The organism is Candidatus Liberibacter africanus PTSAPSY (assembly GCF_001021085.1).
Lineage (GTDB): Bacteria > Pseudomonadota > Alphaproteobacteria > Rhizobiales > Rhizobiaceae > Liberibacter > Liberibacter africanus.
Window position 1 is genome coordinate 357278 of the sequence record NZ_CP004021.1, and the last position, 21711, is coordinate 378988.

The following is a 21711-nucleotide window of genomic DNA, read 5'->3' on the forward strand; positions in this document are numbered from 1 at the left end:
GTCATAAATTGATTTTTCATAACATGAAATTTTTTGAAAATGCCAAAAACCTCAAAACCATTAAATGGTGGAAAAGCCACTATAGATTCAAAAATACAGTTTTTATAATAACTATCTTCACTCCAATATTTTCTTTATCCCCTATGAACATAGGGGATATAAGATTGCGCTTTAATCCATGTATTTAGACAAAAACTACGGGATAATATGAATCTCTATTAAATTAGCTCTTTTACTAATCCAAATAAAAGAAAAATCATGCATAAAAACTTTAAACTGATCTACAAAGCAATAACACAAGTTACTCTTCTGTCTTTTTAACAAAAACTTGACGTCCGCGATACGAACCTGTTTTCATATCTACATGATGTGGACGCCGTAGCTCTCCAGATTTTTTATCCTCTACATAAGAAGGAGGCACTAGAGCATCTGCAGAACGACGCATACCACGCTTTGAAGGACTAGTTTTTCTTTTAGGAACAGCCATATCAAATCACTCCTTCATTATAAAAAATTAAGAACATCTACTACTCTCAATACAGCAAGCGTAATTGCCATAACATTCGACCAAATATTGATCTCATTAATCCTACACCACCATCATATTTTTTAAAGCATCGAATTTATGAGAGTAAGTGCATCATATCTCAATCATTATAATTGCGCAATTCAAAAAAATAAAATGATGCACACCACTCTATTCCTTACCGTTATACAAAAATTGTTGAACTCCCATTTAAATTATTATATATTTATATAAAGCGAAAAAAAGAGATTCGCACAATATTATCAAGAACTTGCGCTATTTTATGAATCACTTACATGTTCTAGCTAAACGATTATTAACCAAAATTGCATTGTCCCCATACAAAGATAGTGGTACTGGCATCTTATTGGTCAGCACAACTATAATAACCATGATCCTTGCTAATATGTCATTTTCTTCTGCATGTTACTTTAATGCTTTAGAATACAAAATTGCCTCTTTTACCCTAAAACACTGGATTAATGATATCCTAATGACGTTTTACTTCTTCATGATCGGGTCAGAGCTAAAATACGAACTTATACACGGAGAATTATCAAATTGGGGCAAAAGATCTCTCCCTTTATTTGGAGCTATAGGAGGAATAATATTCCCAGCTTGTATATACATATTTATTAATCGCCATACGGAAACATCCCTAAAAGGATGGGCTATCCCCACAGCAACAGATATCGCATTCACATTAGGAGCGCTATCATGGATAGGGTCAAACCTTCCTCCTGCGCTCAAAGTATTCTTTACCGCCCTTACAACAATTGACGATTTCTTTGCGGTTACCATCATGGCAATTTTTTATACTCAAAACATCAATTTATACGCATTACAAGCCGCGATAACATTCGCTATTTCTCTTTTTTTATTAAATCGCTATAATTTTACTAATCTCTTGTTGTATGGATTATTAGGAATCTTCTTATGGTATTCAATATTCAAATCAGGAATACATACAACAGTATTTGGGGTGATTTTTGCCCTCCTTATCCCCGACACGAAGAATTACCTTCAACCAAGAAACAACTTGTCTTTTTACTTGTTGGGAAATGGAATAAAATATTGGGTTGTTCCTCTTATATTACCTGCGTTTGTGTTCGTTAACTCTGGGTTAACTATATATACGATATCCGCCATCGATGCCTTTGATCCCATCATATGGGGAGTAATGCTAGGACTTTTCCTCGGGAAACAGATAGGTATATTTTTATTTTCTGCTGTTACTATCAAGATTGGATGGGGAAAGATCCCTCATAACACTAATTGGAATTCATTATATGGAGGATCCATTCTATGCGGAATAGGATTCACAATGAGTTTATTTTTAACATCACAAGCTTTTCCTACCGGCAATGACTTACAGGAAAAAGCAAAAATAGGTATCATCTTATCTTCTATAATATCAGTAATATTCGCTTATTTGGTACTAAAAAATCCATGGAAAAAATCGCATAATACATAATAGCCCTGACCACCCATAATTGGATAATACTAACTGATAATATTATCAAATTACGAGGAAAATGCACGCTCTACAACAAAAGTCCCGGGCCTACTATTAGATCCTTCTATGAATTCTTTTGTTATCAATAAATCCTTCATATCAGCTATCATACTGGTAGATCCACAAATCATCACCCGATCAGTATCAGGATTCAATGGAGAAAGGCCCATATTACGATAAAATTCCCCTGATAATATTTGAGTAGTAATACGACCCTTGTACAAATAATCTTCTTGAGTAACTGTTTTATAGTATTTAAGCTTCTGCCCAACAAACTCTCTTAACACATCATCTTGAGATATTCCATGTACTACATCGATCCCATATTGTAATTCAGAAACCTTCCGACATGTGTGCGTGACTATAACCTCATCAAACTTTTCATATGTTTCAGGATCACGAATAACACTCATAAAAGGAGCAATACCAGTTCCAGTAGAGAATAAATACAACCGTTTCCCAGGGACTAATGCATCTAAGACCAAAGTCCCCGTTGATTTCTTATGCAATAAAATAATATCACCGGATTTAATATTTTGAAGATGAGTTGTCAAAGGCCCATCTTTGACCTTTATAGAGAAAAAGTCTAACTTATCATCCCAGGAAGGACTTGCGATAGAATACGCACGAGATATCCGTTTTCCATTAATCACAAGAGCTAGCATGACAAATTCACCAGATCGAAAACGGAAACTCTTCGGACGTGTTATACAAAAAAAAAATAACTTATCTGTATAATGCTTTACCGATATAACATTTTGACAATACACATTCGCGAGTAGCTTAGAAGAAATATCACACATTTTTTAAATATCCAATTTCTATACCTTGAATCCTGATTAAAACATATCAAGTATTTAGAGAACCAGAAGAGCGAATATAATTTTCCGATTATTCTATTCCCAGCCAAAATACACAAATAATACGATCAAGCAAATACTTGCTTTAATATTTTAGTTCAAAAATACATAAATCATACCTTGAAATATTCGATATCTATCCCTCATTATAACAATTGGATAAATACTACTATTTTAATGCAGATAAAAGAAATTTTAAATCTTTCGCTATGTCAGAACGAATATCTTTTCTAGCAAGGGCAAAAGCAAGATTTGCTAGAATCAATCCTTTTTTAGAACCGCAATCATATGTATTCCCTTTGAAATGATATGCTAAAAAACTCTTTTTTTCTAATAACTTACACATATAATTTACAAGCTGAATTTCACCTTCACATTCATCTTCCCGCCAACTATCCAAAACATTAAAAATATCAGAATTTAAAATATAACGACCATTAATAAAAAAATTTGCAAAAAATACACTAGGATCTGGCTTTTCAACCATATCAGATATATGAAAAACCTGATGATCAATTGATTTATCTACTTGAATCATCCCGTATTTATAAGATAATTGAGGATCGCATTCAGTAACGGATATAATGTTTGTACCTTCTTTTTCATATAACTTCATCATTCTAGCCATACAATTCTCCCCTTCCACAGGAGACATAATCACATCAGGAAGTAGCAAGGCAAAGGGATTGTCGCCTACAATGTGTCGTGCACACCATACTGCATGCCCCAAACCTCTTCTCTCATGTTGCCAAGCAAACACAGCATCACTAATTGAAGGAACAGATTCTTGAAGTAAAGTTAATTCAGTTTTTTTATTACGTTTTTTAAGAGATTGTTCTAGCTCAAAATGATAATCAAAATAATCTTTGATCAAACCTTTCCCGGGTCCTATAACAAAAATAAAATGCGTCAATCCAGCTTCTAACGCTTCTTCTACCACATATTGAATAACAGGCCTATCAACTACGGATAACATTTCTTTAGGAACTACTTTAGATATAGGAAGAAAACGTGTCCCTAAACCAGCTGCAGGGAAAACTGCCTTCCGCAGTTTTTTAAATGAACGCATTCTATCATTCCCATTTTTAAAAATATACTTTGCAACATACATCCCTATGTTGCTCAGCAACTATTTACAGCCAATATATGTCAAGTCCTATACTAAAATCTATTATCTTGAACACTTTTATCAGAAAAATACGATAGTAGTAGCAATTTTAATCACATTACATAGATAACTTGCAACACTACCTGGAGCGAAGCAGACCTTGGTAGTTCACTAATTGAGGGAAGGATAAGTCGATGATTGAATTTCAATAGCTCCGATCATATATCAAAATAACATGAAAAATAAAAAATTTTTTCTTCTTAAACCACCTTATTTGTTGACGAGACACACATATACATTGATCTTGACCTTTTTTTTTAAATAATATTTAAAATTATTCGTAGTGAATGTGGGGGGGACAAATCCTCCGTTACCAGCATATAGATTCAGAAAAATATTTTTCCTTGGGAAATAATCGAAATGATCAAATCATTGTTATCTACATCCAACAATGTCCCACTCATAAGAATCATATTAATAAGCATCACAGGAATAATTATTTGTTTTTTAACAATTCAATACATTGGAGGATACCCTCCTTGTCATCTTTGTATGCAAGAACAAAGGATTTATTACTGCGGATTTATCATTGCTATAACGATAAATCTATCTTGTCAAAATCGTCGATATCATAACATAAATTTTTATCTTATGTTAATGCTTAGCTTGCTGATGATCCTCAATATAATTATTAGCGTGATACACATAGGAATTGAGTGGGGAATATGGAAAAACAGTGCAATTTGCACAGATAAATCTAAAATTGAATCAATAACCAGCACGAAAGATCTTCTTACACAAATAGGGAAAGATCTTATCCACTCCTGCAACAAATCAAAACTATATATTCTAAATCTTTCCCTAGTATGGTGGAATCTCATTTTAAGCTTTTCTCTGCTTTATATGACCAGTATAGCCACCTACAATTTATTCAAAAAAACAAATGAACATTAATTACTTCTTTTTTCTCCAATAATATATGATTGTAGATGCATTCAACTCAGCACCAAGAATAAAAAAAACACCCAGCATATAAAGAAAAACCAAACAAGTCATAATAGAAGCGAGACCTGCATACATCGTAGAATACGTCGAAAAAGCAATAATATAGTGCGCAAACAACACCGCTCCTATTACCCAACTGATCCATGTAAAAATGACTCCAGGCAAAATACTCCTAATCTTGCCTTTTGATGAAGGCAAAAAAAGGTGAACCAGAATAAGCCCTAAAAATAAAGCCATCATTGTAGCATATACCCGCCCATTCCAAATTATTAGCAAAACATTTCCTAAGGTAGGGAAAAACTTGTGTACATATTCTAATGCCAATGGAATTGCTACAAAACAAAAACTAATTATAACCAATGTTACAGATGCAAGAACAACATATACAAGGCTTACCAAGCGAGTGATGTACCAAGATCTCATTTCAACAACGCGATACGCTCGATTAAGCGAAATGCGCAATGCTTCAACACCATTAGAAGAAAAATATGCCGCAGCTAAAGCAGAAATTGTAAACAATCCTTTTGCTGGAACCGCTAACACTTGCAAAATTTCGTTTGTAATAGGTTTTGCAATCACTTCAGGCCACGTACCAAAAACAACATCAATAACTGTTGGCACGAACTGATGCGCCCCTAAAAAACCCGCTAAATTTGCACCGAAAACTATAAAGGGAAATACAGACAATAATGCCGATAAAGCAATATGACTAGCCATAGCCCAGCCATCTTCTTCTATAAAATGCTCAACGGCATCATAAACAATATTAAAGACGATGCAAAAGAATTCTCTCATCTAAGAGCTCCACCCATTAGCATGAAATTAAACGACTACAAACGCAACTGTTTTGCTATCAACCAATTGCAACAATCATTTGCTGAAAAATCACGAACTGTACTTCAATCTTTTCCAGATAAAATCTACATGTTTTAAAATTTAGTGATAAATTCAAGGTACATTGCAACTTGCCACCAATTCACAAAAAAAGAAAAAAGTGTTTAGAGATTCTCTCGCATCATATAACCCTTCTAAAAAAGCAATATCTCACCCTAAACCGCATAATAATATGCAATTAAAATACAGAAATAATTCAAGACACCATTCCATAACATGGTTTTTAAAATAATACGCTTAAAATTAAAGAACAATTCTATAATTTCACTCACAAAGATCTTCTCTTCTATATCACTTTACGTTACTTTACTTAAACATAAAATTTCACTACAATACAATGTAGAAGACGAATTTATTATCGTCTAGTTCACCGCTAATCACAACCAATGTTTATTCCTTAAAATACACATTTTTGTAGCAGATCAACAAGAAACGACATAGTTTGTATATGTTTATAATGTTAGCATATTATAAATAAAAAAATATTTGCCAATTAATTTCCATGGAACATATATATGAAAATACTCGTGCCTATCAAAGGAGTTATAGATTACAATGCAAAGGTACGCATAACAACTAACGGCTCTGACATAGAACAAGAGCATATGAAAATTGTAATGAATCCTTTTGATGAAACTGCACTGGAAGAATCAGTAAGATTAAAAGAAAAAGGAATAGCAAACGAAGTGATAGTTGTTTGCATAGGATCTTATAAAGTTGAAAAAGTTCTCCGAAATGCTTTGGCTATGGGAGCAGATAAAGGTATCCTTGTTGAAAGCGATATAACCCTTGAGTCATTATCCGTTGCGAAAATTCTCTGTGAAATAGCAAAACAGGAAAACCCCGCAATGGTCATTACTGGAAAACAAAGTACCGATAATGGATCAAGTCAAACAGGACAAATGTTAGCAGCATTAATGAATTGGTCTCAAGCGACATTCGCTTCTAAAATAGAAGTTTCGCATAATCATGCAATAGTTACTCGTGAAATCGGTTCTGGTACTGTAACTGTAGAAATCCCTTTACCAGCAATTATCACAGTAGATCTCAATCTTAATGAACCTCGTTATATATCTTTATCAAATATCATAAAAGTCAGGCATAAAAAATTTGAAAAGAAAAAAATTTCTGATTTTACAATTGATTTGACACCCCGTCTAAAAGTGCTTAAATTTGAAGAGAAAAAAGCGGAAAGAAAAGGCCTAAGGCTGAATTCTGCAGCAGAACTCATTGCAATACTGAAGAGTAAACATGGTTTATTGTGACATGCCAGTACTTTTATTGGCAGATTATAATCAAGAAAATTTATCAGAACAAACCATAAAGGCCGTGACCGCTGCCCAGAAGATTAGTAGTGATACCCATGTATTAGTAATAGGGCATAATATTGGTAAAGTTGCACAACAAGCATCACGAATTAAAGGTGTTACTAAAGTTATTGTTGCACAAAATACTTTTTTTCAACATATACATACCAATCCTATCAGCGATTTTATTGTTTCCATAGCCAAAGATTACAGAACAATCATGGCTTCCGCTAACGCAATTGGAAAAGATGTATTGCCACGTGTTGCCGCAATGTTAGATGTTATGCAAATATCTGAAGTGATTGAAATCGTAACACCTAAAATATTCAAAAGACCATTACACGCAGGAAACATTATTCAAACTATTGAAACGACAGATGTTTATCAAGTTCTAACAATCCGCACAACAGCATTTTCAGCGGCACCACAGGTAGAGAAGCCCGCTTGTATCCACAAAATTTCTGATGAAATTCTAGAAAAATACACTTCGAACACACGCTTTATCAAAGAAGAATCGCCCCTTGAATCAATGAATCTCTCGTCCGCAAAAATTGTCATATCAGGAGGGAAAGCCTTCGGATCCGCGGAAAATTTTCACAAAATACTACTGCCATTAGCAAAAAAAATTGGAGCAGCTATAGGGGCTACTCGTGATGCAGTAGATGCAGGTTTCGCACCTAATGATTGGCAAGTTGGACAAACAGGAATCACAGTATCTCCAGAAATTTATATTGCAGCAGGAATATCAGGTGCTATTCAACATATATCTGGAATGAAAGAATCTAAAGTAATTGTATCTATAAATACGGATGAAAATGCTCCTATTTTCAAAGTCTCTGATTATTTTATTGTTGGAGATATTTTTAAAATTTTGCCAGAAATAGAAAAGATCTACGATTGTAAATCCTGAAAAATATATAAAAATTGTAATAGTTGATACGCGCCTAAATGGAGATATTAATATTGAATAAAAAAACAAAATCCAATGTAATGTGGGGAGGTAGATTTTCCACCATCCCCAGTGAGATCATGGAAAAAATAAATGTTTCCATTGATTTCGACAAAAGACTCTTCGAGCAAGATATCAGAGGTTCTGAAGTGCATACCAGCATGTTAGCAAAACAGGGAATCATATCTTCAGAAGAATCTAAAAAAATCATAGATGGTCTAAAAATAATTCACTCTGAAATCGTAAATGGCTCGTTTGTATTCTCACGTGATCTTGAAGATATTCATATGAATATTGAGGCAAGATTAACCTCGTTAATTGGATCTATAGCAGGAAAGATCCATACTGCACGATCACGAAATGACCAAGTAGCTTTAGATTTAAGATTATGGATCAAAGAAAAGACACTAACAATCATCAATGATTTAACAAAACTTATAACCGTCCTTTTGAATAAAGCAGAAGAACATTATGACACCATTATGCCTGGATTTACTCATTTACAGATAGCACAACCAGTAACTTTTGGGCATCATTGTATGGCATACGTGGAAATGTTTGGGCGCGATGTTTCAAGATTTATTGACTCTGTCGAACGGCTTGATGAATGTCCTTTAGGAGTGGCAGCTTTAGCCGGCACTAGCTTCCCGATAGATCGTGATTTCACAGCCAAAGAACTTGGTTTTAGAGAACCAACCCGAAACTCTATTGATAGTGTATCAGATCGTGATTTTATATTAGAATGCCTTTCTCATTCTGCGATCTGTGCTATGCATATGTCACGGTTAGCTGAAGAAATAATCCTTTGGTCAACGCCACAATTTAATTTTATCAGATTGTCAGATGCTTTTTCCACCGGATCATCGATTATGCCACAAAAAAGAAACCCTGATGGAGCAGAATTAGTGCGTGCCAAAACGGGACGTATTAATGGAGCTTTATTATCTCTATTAACTGTCATGAAAGGATTACCCTTAGCTTATTCTAAGGATATGCAAGAAGATAAAGAACCTGTTTTTGATGCTTTAGAAACATTGCAAATTACAATTTTAGCTATAACTGCAATGATTAACGACCTTACTGTACACAAGGATCGCTTATACGAATCTGCCTCTATAAGCAACTCTACCGCTACAGATCTTGCAGATTGGTTAGTAAGCCACGCTGGGTTGCCTTTTCGAGAGGCTCATTATATTACAGGATGCGCTGTATCATTAGCAGAAAAAAATCAATGCGAACTTGCACAAATACCCTTAGAAATGCTACAGAAAATTAGTCCTGTTATTACATCTGATGTTTATGATATTCTCACAGTTGAATCATCAATATCAGTCCGTAAAAGTTTCGGAGGGACTTCTCCTGAAGAGGTGATAAAACAGATTGCTTATTGGAAAAATAGAATCCAAAGTATATCCAAAAATATTTAAATATGCAATAAAATGTAGTATAAATTACCTATGGATGGCTATAATGTTCTCGAATTTACTAAAATATGGTGTTTTATTTACTTATATTACTTTGAGCGCCACGTATAATAGTTGTGGACGTAAAAGTGACCCTACACCCCCTGCAGACAAAAGATCTCCTGATAAGATTGTACAAAAATGAATTCTTTTACATACTATAAAGGATCATTGTATGCAGAAGATGTTTCAATTGAAACAATCGCTAATACCGTGCAAACACCTTTCTATTGTTATTCTACAGCTGTTATAGAAGAAAAATATCATACGTTTTCAAATGCTTTTGCTGACATGGATACAATGATTTGTTACGCCTTGAAAGCGAATTCTAATCAAGCTGTCATCAAAACTCTCGCGCGCTTAGGAACTGGATTAGATATAGTATCTGAAGGTGAATTATATCGTGCCTTAGATGTTGAGGTTCCAGCAGAAAAAATCGTTTTTTCAGGAGTTGGGAAAACAATTGATGAAATAGATTTAGCTCTTAATACAGGAATATACTGCATCAACATTGAATCAGAAGATGAATTAATCACCGTAAATCAACGCGCTGTATCTTTAGGAAAGAAAGCGTCTATCGCTTTCCGTGTAAATCCAGATATAAATTCGAATACTCATCGGAAAATATCCACTGGGCAAAAAGAAGATAAATTCGGCATTCCTATTCATCAAATACATTCCCTGTATACTTATGCAAAAAATCTTCCAGGAATCAAAGTATCTGGAATCGATATGCATATAGGAAGCCAAATAAATCAAATTGAATCTTTTAGCGCAGCATTTAAATTATTACGTGATCTCACGCAACAACTACGATCTAGCGGACACAATATCAAACATATAGATGTTGGAGGCGGCTTGGGTATTGCTTATAATAATAATCATTGTCCCCTTTCCCCTTCTAAGTATGCAGCTCTTATATCTCAATATTTAGGAGATTTACAGTGTAAGATTATCTTAGAGCCTGGAAGATTTTTAGTTGCAGATTCGGGGATATTAGTCACTAAAGTAATTAGTATAAAAAAGAGTGCTGATAAAAATTTTATCATTTTAGATGTTGCCATGAATGATTTTATGCGCCCTACTCTATATGATGCTTACCATGAGATTAAGTATATTGTGAATCCGGAAGAAAACCGCTTACAAATCCAAGCGGACATAGTAGGCCCAATATGTGAAACGGGTGATTTTATAGCTTTGGATCGTAAAATTGCCCTACCTAAGCCAGGAGATCTATTGTACATTGAAAAAACCGGCGCTTATGGAGCAGTTCAAGCGGGAACATATAACTCAAGACTATTGATTCCTGAAATAATGGTCAAAGGTTCTCAATTTCACATCATACGCCCCCGTATGAATTTTCAGCAATTGATAGAACTCGATTCTATGCCGGAATGGCTAAAGTAATATACATAAGAATTGTTTCATAATAAGAAATATCTTCTTTATAAGAAATATCTTCTTTCCTAAAATCTTCAAATAATCATAATAATTAACTTTTTCTCTAATATTAAAATATGAGATTAATAGTACATTGCATGTATGAAAGTACTAAATAAATATGCAATTCAGTAAAACTAGGGTTATAGTCAAATCAAACAAAAGATCTCACTAAATTCTCTACCAAAACACCCCATCCATCAATTAAAACAAAGAAAATAATTTTAAATGGCAACGATATAGATGTCGGAGGCAACATCATCATTCCCATAGCCATAACAATGGTAGCTACGATCATATCAATAATCAAAAATGGCAAAATAATTAGAAAACCAATTTCAAAACTACGCCGAAGTTCTGATACCATAAAAGAAGGAATCAAAATTCTATATTCAATATGATCATTTTTCGTAATATCAGTATTTCTATTAGAACTATGAGCCATATTCATAAAAAGAGATAAATCTTTTTCTCTAGTGTTATTTTTCATAAACACCCAAAATGGTTCAGCAATACGCTTGATGGCTGTTGTTTCATTGATTTGATTGTTCATTAAAGGCTGTATACCCATTTCCATTGAACGATCTAAAGTTGGAGACATCACATAAAAAGTCATAAACAATGCAAGACTTATTACCACAAGATTAGGAGGCACAGAACCCATTCCCATCCCTGTTCGTAATATAGAAAAAACAATAATAAACCTTGGAAAACAAGTAACCATAATAAGAAGAATCGGAGCTATTGACAAAATAGTAAAGAGTCCAAAAGTTCTGATAATCCAAGTAGAAACCGACAAATTAGAAGGGATATTCATAACATCATGTAAAGATGATTTTGCAAAAATTAATTCTGGTACAAATAAAAAAAATCCAAAAAACAAATATCTAATCATGCGATTATAAATGTCCTTACTATAACATTTGATATAAAACCTTTTGAACGTAATTTTAAACGCTCTTTAATATCTTCCTTAAAATATAAAAAACCTTGAGGACCCGTTATTTGTTGTAAAGAGACAGTGTGTACATAATCCATGATATCTTGATGCATAGTTTCTAGAAAAACATCATCTGGTATGTCCTCACAGATCACCGCAATATCCAATCTTAACCAATTTTTAGGAGATGAATTGAAATTAGTGATAATTGGTTGAAGAGAAAATATTCGGTTTTTCTTTAAAGGAGATTCATCATTTTTATGAAGGACGCATGTATCCTTCTGATAAGGATTATTCAGTATAAATCCTATATTTTTTTCTTTTCTCTGATCAAGAACAAGAAAAGACATGACCATTCCACCTAGCCAACCACAAAATATTCCAATGAATGTATATACTATAAACCATTTAATAAAAGGATTATCAGGCCGATCGCTCCGAATATATCGCGAAATTGTATCATTATAAGACATGTCTATTAAAAACCTTGATCATTTCTTAAACTTAGAGCGGTGAAAATTTATCAACTAACTTATGTCCGATAGGAGGTTGTAATACTTCTGTTGTACGACCATTGCCACCATAAGAAATTCTTGCTTCGGCAATCTTATCATAAGATACACTATTATGAGCATCAACATCCTGAGGTCGTACTATTCCAGTCACATTGAGACTACGAATTTCATCGTTAACACGCACTTCTTGCGAGCCACTAATAATAAGGTTCCCGTTATCTAATATTTCTATAACAATAGCAGCTATTAAAAGATTCAATTTCTCTGCTCTACTAATAGACCCTTTCCCTGAAGAAGAGCTATTACCATCATAATTAAGATTACCACCAATTGAAGGTGAATTTTTGTTGAAAATAGAAAAACCTCCTGACAATTTCCTATCCAAAGAATTATTACGACTACGTCCTGTTCTGTTATCAAAAACAGCTTGATCATCGATTCGTATATCCACTGTTAAAATATCACCTACACTGAGTGCACGAGAATCTTTAAAAAGAGTAGAATGAGAGTCTCTCCATAAAGAGTAACTTTTCTTCGTTGCGCGGGGATTTTTAAAATGAATTCCAGACAAAATAGAACGATTATCTTTATGTAAAGACGATCCCATTGGACTCATTTGTGGAATACTGATCATTTCAGAAATACCACTAAAATGACATCCAAATAACAAAAAGACACTGTTTAAAACAATAAAAGAGTAACGATACATCATGTAGATCTTTGTGATTTCTTTAACTTAAGCATATTAGCTACAATATTAGTGATCATAGTTGCTGATTTAGGATTCATTTTAGACATAATAGAACTAGAATGACGCGGAGAAAGACGCATGAGAATATGAGAAGATATATCAGGATCTAACTGTTCTAATTGAAGCGCAGCAGATTCAGAATCCATTTTTTTATAAATATCTAAAATATTCTTATTGTATGACGCAATAAAACTCTCATACTTTTTAAACCATAAATCATATTCGTTTTTACGATTTTCTAATATTATTATCCGTTTTTCTATATCTTTTTGTAGATCTTCTAATACTTGTTTCTGAAATAAATAATCACGTTCTTGCACTAAATTAATTACATTAGTACAATATTTCTGAATCTCTTTATCTTCAGGAAAAGAAGATCCATGACTATGATTAGTAAAACCTGGTATGAAAAAGAATAGTAAAAATAAAAATTGTGATAGCATATCTTGCTTTTTAAAATAATAAATAATAGGTAGAATGATCATTGAATTATAATTTCTGCTTGAAGGGCGCCTGCCGCTTTAATACCTTGAAGAATGGAAATAATGCCATCTGTCTTCAATCCTATACTATTCATACCCGATATGAGACTGTTCAGATCCGGAGCATCAATCAAGGAAAAAGACCCTTTCGAATTAGATACCTGGAGATCCGTACTATCCTCAGTCATAGGTTGTCCGGGTAATATAGAATTGGGTTGAACTACACGTTTGTTTTCAGTAATCTGCACTGTTAAATTACCATAACTAACGATAACCTTAGAAATTCTTACGTTTTCTCCTATCACAATAGTTCCACTACGTTCATTTATAATCACTCTAGCAGACACATCTGTCTTGACCGTGAGCATTTCAATTTCGGACATTAATCTAGTTAGATCAATGTTTTCAGGCTTAGAAATTTTCACCGTACGCGAATCATATGCTTCTGCAATTGGTTTACTAAAACGATTTAACGAGTAAGAATTAATTTGATCAGCAATCTGTATTGCAGTAGAGAAATCTGGATTACGTAATTGTAAAACAAGGTCAACAGAATCTCTAAATTTCTTGGGCAATTCTCTCTCAACAATTGCGCCATTCACAATTTTCCCGCTTGTAGATATACCCTCCATAACAGAAGAATATTGTCCTTTAACGAATAGTCCGGAAACAATTACTGCTCCTTGTGCTACCGCATAAATATTACCATCCGCCCCCAAAAGAGACGTCATTACTAAAATTCCACCACGCAAAGAAGTCGAATCCCCTAATGAATTAATTGAAACATCAATCCGACTTCCAGGACTCGCAAAAGGAGGCAAATCAGCTGTTACCATAACCGCAGCTATATTTTTAGATCCTAACTTTCCTCCTGGAGAAGATATGCCAAAATTTTGCAATAAAGAACGCATTGACTGTTCTGTAAAAGCAGATGAACGCAGACTATCCCCTGTTCCTTGAAGCCCTACAACAAGACCATATCCAATCAATTGATTGTCTCTACCTGATTGTAAGGAAACGATATCTTTTATACGAGACAAAGATCGTGCTACCGATACATCGTTCAATACAATAAAAGAAAAAATTAAAGCAACTACCCGAAAAATCATTTTGCCACAATACGCACTGTGTTAGAATCCTCCGCACTTCCAGAAACTATCACTCCAGTGTCACTGTTTCTCACAGAGACAACATCTCCAATACTTGCATCTGAAAGTGCAATACCAAAAGTAGATATCGTCATATTCCCTTTAAGAAGAATGAGACGCACTTTAGTTCCACGAAAAATAACATAAGGACGATGTAATACTGAAAGAGGTATAATATGATCCGGTAATAAAGTACGCCGCGTTACCAGTCCCACCACATCTTTAATAGAACGCGCATAACTCCCTTTAATATTTGGGTTTGTAACTTCTACTTCTTTGAGTTGAAAGTCATTTATCACCTCTCCTGCAGCAATAACTACAGAAGGAACAACGGTACGATCTATTTCCTTAGAAAATACGCTATTAAAACAAAGCATATAAAGAGAAAAAACAGATAATAATCTCACGCAATAACATGCCATGCCTAATCCCCAAATGATTATCGCATTTTAGTAACCAAAGAAGACATCTCGTCTGCTGCCTCTATCACTTTAGAATTCATCTCATAAGCACGCTGGGCAGATATCATCTCAGAAATTTCTTTCACAGCATCAACATTAGATGATTCCAAATAACCCTGCCTAATATGCCCAAAACCGATATCATCAGGATGAGATATTATGGGATCTCCTGATACAGATGTTTTTGCTAAAAGATTATCACCGATATTACGAAGCCCTGCTTCATTAACAAAATTTGCAATCAGTATCTGCCCTAAAGGTTGAAAATCATATCCATTCCCCATTAAAGCTAGAACTTCTCCAGATCTAGAAACTTTTATTTCCTTAGCTTCTTCAGGTATGATAATTCCGGGGATTAAAACATTTCCATCAGCAGTGACTAATTGTCCTTTTGAATCTTTATTAAAAGATCCTGCCCGCGTATACATAACATTTTTATCCGGAGTTTCTACTTGAAACCAACCTCGCCCAAACAATGCAAGATCTAGATGATTCCCAGTATTCACTACTTCTCCCTGAGTATAAACATTTCGTACAGATGAAATATGCACTCCACTTCCTATATTAATTCCTTCTGGAACCACAGCTTTATCTGCAGATTGGCTGGGAGATCCTGCCACTTTGTCTGCCTGGTAAAGAAAATCAGAAAATTCCGCACGAGCTCTCTTATAAGCTGTAGTATTAATATTAGCGATATTATTGGCGATTATTTCAAGATTAGTCTGTTGTGCAGACATACCAGCTGCCGCAATCATAAATGCTTTCATTTTCACAATCCCTATTAGTTACTATATTTGCATTTTAGAAACTTCTCCGACAGCTGAAAGAACTTTATCCCGCAAAGCTATCGATAAGTTTAAAACTCGTTCGGCTTGCATAATATAATCTGCCGCTTCTCTCATGGATGTTTTCCCCTGCAAAACGGAAAAAGAAGAATCCTCTGCTTTCTTGATATTACCAATCGCTTCTCCAGCCATGTCTTGTAATAAAGAAGAGAAACTGATAGAAGAAGCGCCACTATTTTCATCTGCACTGTTTGTGAAATACGGTGGTGTTTCAATAGCATCGATATGCGAAACGAAATTAATGGGTCCTTGAATTTGTTCAATCATTATTAATCCCTCAAAAGATCTAACGTTGTATTTATCATATCGCGTGACTGCTTTATTGACTGAAGGTTGGCCATATATAAACGATTAGTTTCTCTCATATCTGCTGTCTCAACCATTACGTTGATATTCGGATACTTGACCATGCCACTCGCATTTGCCGCAGGATGTCCAGCATCAAACTCCTCAATAAAAGGAGATTTATCTACACCTACTTTCTTTACTCGAACGCCACCATTCCCGCGCATTACTTCCTCAAAAGAAATAACTTTACGTCGATATGGATCAGAACCGGCAACACTACTAGTAGTCCGAGCATTAGCAATGTTTTCGGATATGACATGCATTCGCGCTGCCTGCACAGATAAGCCTGAATTTGCAACCTCAGAAGAAGCAATTAAAAAATCCATAATCTTACCCTCTTGCCACATGAATCATCATGGAATTTAGTTTCTTTACTAATTTAGCATTCAAATCATATTCACTCTTAATATGTCCAGATTTATACAACTCGTTTGCGATTCCCACATTATTCCCAGACACTTGTACTCCGATTGTCTGATCTAATGGGGCTTGAATAACATGGGAATTCCAACGCAATCCGCTAGAATGTGAGCCTTCTAAATGTGCTGCATGAGTCCGAGCCATACCCACACTCTGATTAAAAATCGTTGCAAAAGAATCGACATCTTTAGCTCGATAATTTGGAGTGCTGGCATTAGCGATATTTTCGGATACAAGTTTCTGTCTCTCAGACAACCAATTCGCATGTTGCGACGCAAATTGAAAAAATAGAACTGGCAACATAATTGTCATTCCCCATAATCTTCTTAAGACAATATCTACATTGATAATCTTGTGTGGAACTGAAAAATCCCCTATTTCTTAAGAAAAAATTAAGCAATTCAACAATAATATTTTTAACAACTAGTCAGCATCCCAGAGCTATTATAGTTGATTGATTATATATCTGACTTACAATACGGCACTACTGTTAACGTCAAAAAACAATCTGAAAATCAGTACATACATTGCGATTAAAGAACAAATTTTTACAATATGATGGAATAAATTCTATAGTTAAATAATTGAAATACACTACTGTATTATATACTTTAATTACTAGAATCAGACTGTAATTGTAATTTTTTTGTTATTGCAAGGAAAACATCTTCCAAAGACAAATCCGAAGGAGATTGTTTTAAAAAATCATAAATAATAGGCACATGATGAACAGCTTTATCAAGAATGAGATCAACTCCAGGACGATATCCACCTATTAGTCGTATATCTCGAGTCTGCTCAAATCGATGGATCAAACTTATTAAAGAAGAAACTAATTTTTTCTCATCAACACTCCATACCTTATCAGAAAGACGAGAAACCGATGCAAGGGGATCTACAGGTGGATAACGCCCTTCTTCTGCCAAAGAACGGTCTAAAACAATATGCCCATCAAGAATGCTCCGCACAGCATCCGCTATCGGATCATTATGATCATCTCCATCCACCAAAACTGAAATAATTGCTGTAATATTTGCCTTATCTTTTTCACGAGGCCCGACACGCTCTAAAAGACGAGGTAATTCAGAAAATACTGAAGTAGGATATCCTCGTGTCACTGGCAACTCTCCAGAATTTATCGCAATTTCTCGTATGGAATGCGCAAATCTTGTAATACTATCTAATATTAGTAATACATTATCCCCTTTAGAACAGAAATACTCCGCAATAGTAACAGCTGTGAACGGTGCCATTTTACGAATAATTGGACTCTCATCACTTGTTGCCACCACCACAACTGATTTTTTTAAATTATCTCCAAGATAATCTTCAACAAATTCACGTACTTCACGACCGCGTTCCCCTACTAAAGATATCACAACTTTATCAGCACAGTCAGATTTCGCAAACATTGACAACAGAGTGGACTTGCCGATTCCAGAGCCGGCAAAAACACCAATCCGCTGTCCATAACAAAGTGGGGTAAATAGATCAATAACACGTATTCCCGTTTTAAAACCCTTTTCAACCCGTTGACGATTCATAGCAGGCGGAACTTTTGAGATAATCTCCATCGGGAAAGCACCTTTTTTTAATACAGCATCCCCATCAATAGGTTTTCCTAATGCATTTATGACACGCCCACACCAACATTCACTAGGATAAATTCGAAAAGGTCCTCGGCAAAAGACTAAATCTCCTAAACTTATTGCTTCCCCTAATTCTATGGGACAAATATATACAACACCAAGATCAATACGGATCACCTGACCTAAATTATCAGAATATTTCCCTTGATGAACAACGAAGTCCCCCAAACAAACGTATTGTGACAAACCTGTAACCGTATAATAAACAGGCATAATGCTACTTACATAACCACCTTGGACCACTAAATTATTAGAATAATCCTCAGCTAATTGTGCTAATTTTACCAGCTTTTTCTGCATATATTTTTGATAATATTATAGTATAAAATATGGTTAAGATGCGAGAATCTTGATCGCCTCTATCATAGATCGTTCACCCTCATCTATTAATGTAGTAATAGAATTAAACTTCTGCGTTAAATGAATCATTTGACCCATCTCATACATAGAATTAGCGTTAGAATCTTCTAAAAAACCTCGTTTAACCGATACTTCAGAAAAATCTGTAATAGGCGTTGGAGAGATATTAGGGGATATCCCACTATTCTCACGACGAACAAAACCCTCCGATATATCACAAGAATAGAGTCCCATAGTCGCAATCACTTTACCTTTTTGAACAATCTTACCTTCACCCCCTACTTCAAATTCCTCATCTTTTTGAGATATTTGAATCGGTATACCTTCCATATCAAGAACAGGATATTTTCCACTTGCTGAAACTAACATTCCTTCATCTGTCAGCTTAAAACGACCATCTCGAGTCAAAATAATGCCTCCAGGACTCTCCAAGGCAAACCAAGCATCTCCTTCTAGAGCAAAATCTAATTTTTCTCCAGTACTTTTGACAGATCCAGATTGTCTTGCAAGATATTCATTTCCTTGTGAAACAAAAGAAACTTTTTGATCTATATTATTTTTAATAGAACTTATAACTTCAGAAAATTTCACTTTAGTTGTACGAAAACCCGTAATATTTGCATTGGAAAGGTTATTTGCTACAGTAGAAAGTCTCTTTTCTAAAGCGAGTTGTGCAGAAAGCCCAACATTAAACGATGTCTGCATTTATTACTGTTCCCAATTTTTAATCTTTAAAATAAGCAATATACTTTGAATACTTGTGCAAGACTGTTGATCTCATAAAACGATATTTATCTAATAATAGCTTCACACAAGTCTAAACCCATATTTTGGTAGTAATAGAAAAATCCCAACTTGAGTATGACTAATGAATACAATCATAGGATTATTGATAACAATTTTATGTATTATAGGTGGGTTTTACGCCATGGGCGGAAATATAAACATTTTAATCCAACCATTTGAAATAATAATTGTAGCAGGAGCTGGATTGGGAGGATTTGTAATGGCAAACCCTCTGAAAATTATCAAGGATTCAGGAATATCCGTATTAGAAACATTTGGCTATAAAACTATTGACCAAAGTACCTACTGCAACATCCTAAAATTACTTTATATCTTAATGTACAATTTAAAAAAAGGATCTCGAAATGAAATTGAAAATCATATAGACGATCCGTACAACTCAACGATATTCAATTCTATACCGACAATTCTAGAAAACCATGAATTAACAACTTTCATCTGTGATTATATCAGAATGCTAATTATTGGAAACGCTAGAAGCTATGAAATTGAAAATCTAATGGATGAAGAACTTGATATAATATTATATGAAAAGTTGAAAACTTATCATGCAATGTCCCACATGAGTGAATCCTTTCCTGCCATTGGAATAATAGGCGCTATATTGGGCATTATCAAAGCTATGGGTAATTTATCACAATCACCTAAAATACTGGGAGCAGCAATCGGAGTATCATTAACTGGAACGCTTTTAGGGATTTTACTCTCATATTGCGTATGCAATCCCCTTATTGCACAGATCAAATCCACTAAATTAAGACAGCATCGATTGTATATCATGGTGAAAAAAACACTTATTGCTTATATGAACGGAGCTGTACCTCAAGTAGCCATCGAGTATGGGCGCAAAGTCTTACCTTTATCTGAAAGACCTTCCATAGAAATTGTAGAACAGGAAGTTCTACAGTATAACCATAATACGCAGGCATCTTAAAATATGCATGGGAAAAATATATCTCCATTACATCCTATACTACTCGCTCGCCTTACAGGTAAACTAGGGGATAAAAAAACTATTGAGAAAATATCATCTAACTTGGGATATGCATACACTCAATTTCTTCCGAAAATATTCAAAGAGAATATGGATGTCGACATAGATATATCTTATGTTAACTGTCATTCAGGAAAATTTTCTCATGCCATCAACTCGTTCAAAGAAAACTTCGTTTTTCATCTAGCTTCTTTACGTGGATGGTCATGTAATTTTTTCATGGGATGTAGCAATAATCTGGTGATTACACTCCTTGAATATCTACTTGAAGCACCTCCCGAAAAAACACAAAAACCACATAATCGCCCTTTATCAACTGTCGAAAAAAAACTAGCAAAGCGAATTATAGACCAAATATCCACCGTTATTCATCAATGTATATCCACTTCTCAAGATAGAGTTACTCATATCAATGAATTTTATGACATTGATTTTTTGAAGAAAAGCACAACTAAACTGTCAAATGAATTCGTTACAACAATAAATATGACTATGAATATAGCAGATATCATCTGCTCATTTGCCCTCATCATACCTCAAGAAGCATTAATCAAAACAGTGCTAATACCTTCTTCACACGATAAATTAAAAAATAAAACGGAAGATTTAAATGACTCATCGATTAATCAAAGATATCAATTAAAAGTAAATATTGATACCCGTATTGATCTCCAAAAAATCAAATTAAAAGATATTCTAGAGCTAAAAATAGGACAAGTTATCCCCTTTTTGAATAAAGACAAGAAGTGCGCCATTTTAAGTGCCAATGGTAAAGAAATTTATTCCTGTGAATTAGGTCGCATTGGCAAAAATTATACAGTCCGCGTAAAGGATAGAATAAATTTTGATCAAGAAATTTTTGAAAATTTTTTACATAAAAAATAAAAGATAATTTTTCATAAATATTACTTAGAAAGTAAAAT

General features: G+C 34.3%; 25 protein-coding genes. 9 read left to right on the forward strand and 16 right to left on the reverse strand.

What is annotated here, in order from left to right:
- Positions 1–301: 301 nt before the first annotated feature.
- A complete protein-coding gene (rpmF, locus tag G293_RS01610; RefSeq protein ID WP_047264021.1) occupies positions 302–487 on the reverse strand; it encodes a 50S ribosomal protein L32 in 186 nt (61 codons plus the stop codon).
- Positions 488–809: 322 nt separating this feature from the next.
- Here rpmF and nhaA point away from each other — a divergent pair, with 322 nt between their 5' ends.
- Entirely contained in the window at positions 810–2000 is a 1191-nt protein-coding gene (gene nhaA, locus G293_RS01615) for a Na+/H+ antiporter NhaA (protein WP_047264022.1), read from the forward strand.
- Between the two features lie 50 nt (positions 2001–2050).
- On the opposite strand, the gene G293_RS01620 is transcribed toward nhaA, so the two are convergent.
- Both G293_RS01620 and G293_RS01625 read right to left on the reverse strand, forming a co-directional pair.
- On the reverse strand, positions 2051–2845 hold the full coding sequence (locus tag G293_RS01620; RefSeq protein ID WP_047264023.1) for a ferredoxin--NADP reductase: 795 nt from the start codon (positions 2843–2845) through the stop codon (positions 2051–2053).
- 226 nt (positions 2846–3071) lie between these two features.
- Complete coding sequence (locus G293_RS01625) at positions 3072–3971, reverse strand: UTP--glucose-1-phosphate uridylyltransferase (RefSeq protein ID WP_047264666.1); 900 nt, start codon at positions 3969–3971, stop codon at positions 3072–3074.
- A 459-nt stretch (positions 3972–4430) separates the two neighbouring features.
- On the opposite strand from G293_RS01625, the gene G293_RS01630 reads away from it, so the two are divergent.
- The gene (locus G293_RS01630) at positions 4431–4964 is read left to right on the forward strand and encodes a disulfide bond formation protein B (RefSeq protein WP_047264024.1); all 534 of its coding nucleotides are present in this window, start codon (positions 4431–4433) and stop codon (positions 4962–4964) included.
- Here G293_RS01630 and G293_RS01635 read toward each other — a convergent pair whose 3' ends face one another.
- Positions 4965–5810, reverse strand: coding sequence for a YihY/virulence factor BrkB family protein (locus tag G293_RS01635; protein WP_047264025.1), 846 nt, complete (start codon positions 5808–5810; stop codon positions 4965–4967).
- A gap of 614 nt (positions 5811–6424) precedes the next feature.
- Here G293_RS01635 and G293_RS01640 point away from each other — a divergent pair.
- From G293_RS01640 to lysA, 5 genes are read left to right on the forward strand one after another with little or no spacing between them, the layout of a single operon-like run.
- Entirely contained in the window at positions 6425–7174 is a 750-nt protein-coding gene (locus G293_RS01640; protein WP_047264026.1) for an electron transfer flavoprotein subunit beta/FixA family protein, read from the forward strand.
- A 1-nt stretch (position 7175) separates the two neighbouring features.
- Positions 7176–8126, forward strand: a complete 951-nt coding sequence (locus tag G293_RS01645) for an electron transfer flavoprotein subunit alpha/FixB family protein (protein ID WP_047264667.1) — start codon at positions 7176–7178, stop codon at positions 8124–8126.
- Positions 8127–8164: 38 nt separating this feature from the next.
- Positions 8165–9592: an argininosuccinate lyase gene (gene argH / locus G293_RS01650; RefSeq protein ID WP_047264027.1), complete on the forward strand. Its 1428-nt coding sequence runs from the start codon at positions 8165–8167 to the stop codon at positions 9590–9592.
- 43 nt (positions 9593–9635) lie between these two features.
- Positions 9636–9773, forward strand: a complete 138-nt coding sequence (locus G293_RS05715; RefSeq protein WP_158402216.1) for a hypothetical protein — start codon at positions 9636–9638, stop codon at positions 9771–9773.
- Entirely contained in the window at positions 9770–11035 is a 1266-nt protein-coding gene (lysA, locus tag G293_RS01660) for a diaminopimelate decarboxylase (protein ID WP_047264029.1), read from the forward strand. The genes G293_RS05715 and lysA overlap by 4 nt, the downstream gene beginning before the upstream one ends.
- A 187-nt stretch (positions 11036–11222) precedes the next feature.
- Here lysA and fliP read toward each other — a convergent pair whose 3' ends face one another.
- The 12 genes from fliP to flgF form a co-directional block, all read right to left on the reverse strand.
- Positions 11223–11963, reverse strand: a complete 741-nt coding sequence (gene fliP, locus G293_RS01665; RefSeq protein WP_047264030.1) for a flagellar type III secretion system pore protein FliP — start codon at positions 11961–11963, stop codon at positions 11223–11225.
- Positions 11960–12481: a flagellar basal body-associated FliL family protein gene (locus tag G293_RS01670; RefSeq protein WP_047264031.1), complete on the reverse strand. Its 522-nt coding sequence runs from the start codon at positions 12479–12481 to the stop codon at positions 11960–11962. Before G293_RS01670 ends, fliP begins: the two co-directional genes overlap by 4 nt.
- Before the next feature lie 31 nt (positions 12482–12512).
- On the reverse strand, positions 12513–13232 hold the full coding sequence (gene flgH / locus G293_RS01675; RefSeq protein ID WP_047264032.1) for a flagellar basal body L-ring protein FlgH: 720 nt from the start codon (positions 13230–13232) through the stop codon (positions 12513–12515).
- Entirely contained in the window at positions 13232–13759 is a 528-nt protein-coding gene (locus G293_RS01680) for a MotE family protein (RefSeq protein WP_047264033.1), read from the reverse strand. Before G293_RS01680 ends, flgH begins: the two co-directional genes overlap by 1 nt.
- Positions 13756–14865 (reverse strand): flagellar basal body P-ring protein FlgI, encoded by a 1110-nt coding sequence (locus tag G293_RS01685; RefSeq protein WP_047264034.1) that lies wholly within the window; start codon positions 14863–14865, stop codon positions 13756–13758. Before G293_RS01685 ends, G293_RS01680 begins: the two co-directional genes overlap by 4 nt.
- The gene (gene flgA / locus G293_RS01690; RefSeq protein WP_047264035.1) at positions 14862–15326 is read right to left on the reverse strand and encodes a flagellar basal body P-ring formation chaperone FlgA; all 465 of its coding nucleotides are present in this window, start codon (positions 15324–15326) and stop codon (positions 14862–14864) included. Before flgA ends, G293_RS01685 begins: the two co-directional genes overlap by 4 nt.
- A 17-nt stretch (positions 15327–15343) precedes the next feature.
- Positions 15344–16132: a flagellar basal-body rod protein FlgG gene (gene flgG / locus G293_RS01695; protein WP_047264036.1), complete on the reverse strand. Its 789-nt coding sequence runs from the start codon at positions 16130–16132 to the stop codon at positions 15344–15346.
- A gap of 21 nt (positions 16133–16153) precedes the next feature.
- On the reverse strand, positions 16154–16477 hold the full coding sequence (gene fliE, locus G293_RS01700) for a flagellar hook-basal body complex protein FliE (RefSeq protein ID WP_200897314.1): 324 nt from the start codon (positions 16475–16477) through the stop codon (positions 16154–16156).
- 2 nt (positions 16478–16479) lie between these two features.
- Entirely contained in the window at positions 16480–16884 is a 405-nt protein-coding gene (flgC, locus tag G293_RS01705) for a flagellar basal body rod protein FlgC (RefSeq protein WP_047264038.1), read from the reverse strand.
- Between the two features lie 4 nt (positions 16885–16888).
- Positions 16889–17281 (reverse strand): flagellar basal body rod protein FlgB, encoded by a 393-nt coding sequence (gene flgB, locus G293_RS01710; RefSeq protein ID WP_047264039.1) that lies wholly within the window; start codon positions 17279–17281, stop codon positions 16889–16891.
- A gap of 308 nt (positions 17282–17589) precedes the next feature.
- Entirely contained in the window at positions 17590–18927 is a 1338-nt protein-coding gene (locus G293_RS01715) for a flagellar protein export ATPase FliI (RefSeq protein WP_047264040.1), read from the reverse strand.
- Between the two features lie 33 nt (positions 18928–18960).
- Positions 18961–19692, reverse strand: coding sequence for a flagellar basal-body rod protein FlgF (gene flgF, locus G293_RS01720; RefSeq protein ID WP_047264041.1), 732 nt, complete (start codon positions 19690–19692; stop codon positions 18961–18963).
- Positions 19693–19855: 163 nt separating this feature from the next.
- On the opposite strand from flgF, the gene motA reads away from it, so the two are divergent.
- Positions 19856–20728, forward strand: a complete 873-nt coding sequence (gene motA, locus G293_RS01725) for a flagellar motor stator protein MotA (protein ID WP_047264042.1) — start codon at positions 19856–19858, stop codon at positions 20726–20728.
- A 3-nt stretch (positions 20729–20731) separates the two neighbouring features.
- Complete coding sequence (locus G293_RS01730; protein ID WP_047264043.1) at positions 20732–21673, forward strand: FliM/FliN family flagellar motor switch protein; 942 nt, start codon at positions 20732–20734, stop codon at positions 21671–21673.
- The last annotated feature ends 38 nt before the right edge of the window (positions 21674–21711 follow it).